Consider the following 1,205-nt stretch of genomic DNA (forward strand, 5'->3'; position numbering starts at 1 on the left):
ATTACATAAGGGAAGGTTACTGAACCGTTGTAATTCAACGCTGGTGTAAATGTGATTACTCCTGCAGCTGTAATGTTAACTGTTCCATTAGTTACAGCAATTGTTTGTGCTGTTCCAGGTGTTAACGTTGTTCCATTGATCGACCGTATAGTTGGTGTGGTTCCGTCAGGATCAGTATCAGCAGTTAATGGTAATAATGCTATTGCTGTATCTTCATTGGTCGTGTAATTATCAGTTACTGCTATTGGTGCATCATTTACTGCCGTTACCGTAATTACTTGATTAGCAGTTGCAGTTAGTGTACCATCTGTGATTACATAAGGGAAGGTTACTGAACCGTTGTAATTCAACGCTGGTGTAAATGTGATTACTCCTGCAGCTGTAATGTTAACTATTCCGTTAGTTACAGCAATTGTTTGTGCTGTTCCTGGTGTTAACGTTGTTCCATTGATCGATTGGATCGTTGGTGTTGTTCCGTCTGGATCAGTATCAGCAGTTAATGGTAATAATGATATTGCTGTATCTTCGTTGGTCGTATAATTATCAGTTACTGCTATTGGTGCATCATTTACTGCCGTTACCGTTATTACTTGATTAGCAGTAGCAGTTAGTGTTCCATCTGTGATTACGTAAGGGAATGTTACTGAACCATTATAATTCAACGCTGGTGTAAATGTGATTACTCCTGCAGTTGTAATGCTAACTATTCCATTAGTTACCGCAATTGTTTGTGCTGTTCCTGGTGTTAACGGTGTTCCATTGATCGATTGGATCGTTGGTGTTGTTCCGTCTGGATCAGTATCAGCAGTTAATGGTAATAATGCTATTGCTGTATCTTCATTGGTCGTGTAATTATCAGTTACTGCTATTGGTGCATCATTTACTGCCGTTACCGTAATTACTTGATTAGCAGTTGCAGTTAGTGTACCATCTGTGATTACATAAGGGAAGGTTACTGAACCGTTGTAATTCAACGCTGGTGTAAATGTGATTACTCCTGCAGCTGTAATGTTAACTGTTCCATTAGTTACAGCAATTGTTTGTGCTGTTCCAGGTGTTAACGTTGTTCCATTGATCGACCGTATAGTTGGTGTGGTTCCGTCAGGATCAGTATCAGCAGTTAATGGTAATAATGCTATTGCTGTATCTTCATTGGTCGTGTAATTATCAGTTACTGCTATTGGTGCATCATTTACTGCCGTTAC

General features: G+C 39.4%; 1 protein-coding gene. It reads right to left on the bottom strand.

The window, feature by feature from the left end; all coding sequences use genetic code 11:
• A partial coding sequence (locus BUB42_RS16045; protein ID WP_139257448.1) for an Ig-like domain-containing protein occupies positions 1-1,205 on the bottom strand: 1,205 nt, incomplete at both ends.

This window comes from Flavobacterium micromati (assembly GCF_900129585.1).
Taxonomy (GTDB): Bacteria; Bacteroidota; Bacteroidia; order Flavobacteriales; family Flavobacteriaceae; genus Flavobacterium; species Flavobacterium micromati.